The sequence below is a fragment of the Streptomyces javensis genome, from assembly GCF_039525925.1.
Classification (GTDB): domain Bacteria; phylum Actinomycetota; class Actinomycetes; order Streptomycetales; family Streptomycetaceae; genus Streptomyces; species Streptomyces asiaticus.
The window spans coordinates 1-594 of record NZ_BAAAIF010000286.1; the positions used below are offsets into that span (position 1 = coordinate 1).

Sequence of the window (594 nt, forward strand, 5' to 3'; positions counted from 1 at the left end):
GCGCCGGCGGAGGAAGCCTCGGGTGTTGAGGTGGTTTCCGGTGGTGGTGGTGTGCCGTTTGCGGTGGTGCCGTGGGTGGTGTCGGGGCGTAGTGCGGGGGCGTTGGCGGCTCAGGCGGGCCGACTGCTGGAGCATGTCAGCGCTGCTCACGCTGGCGGTGGCGTGGATGTGGTGGGTGTGGGGCGTGCTCTGGTGGGCTCGCGTGCGGTCTTCGAGCACCGTGCCGTGGTTCTGGGCTCGGATGTGGAGGAGTTGGCCGCTGGGCTTCAGAGGCTGGCGGAATCTGCCGTCGGTGATGCTGGCGGTGGTGTGGTCGTGGGTCGTGTGCGGTCGGGGCGTGTGGCGGTGTTGTTCTCTGGTCAGGGGAGTCAGCGGGCGGGGATGGGGCGTGAGTTGTATGAGGCCTTCCCCGTGTTCGCGGCTGCGTTCGATGAGGTGTGTGAACGCTTCGATGGGCTGCTGGGGCGGCCGTTGAAGGAGGTGGTGTTCGCGGATGTTGTTGCTGGTGGTGAGGGGGTGTTGGATCGGACGGTGTTTACGCAGGCGGGGTTGTTTGCGTTGGAGGTGGCGCTGTTTCGGTTGATGGAGTCTTTT

The 594-nt window shown here is 66.2% G+C and carries 1 protein-coding gene; it reads left to right on the top strand.

Features of this window, described 5'->3' with window-relative positions:
* Positions 1 to 594: acyltransferase domain-containing protein (locus tag ABD329_RS47985; protein WP_344318322.1), on the top strand; the 594-nt coding region annotated here is incomplete at both ends.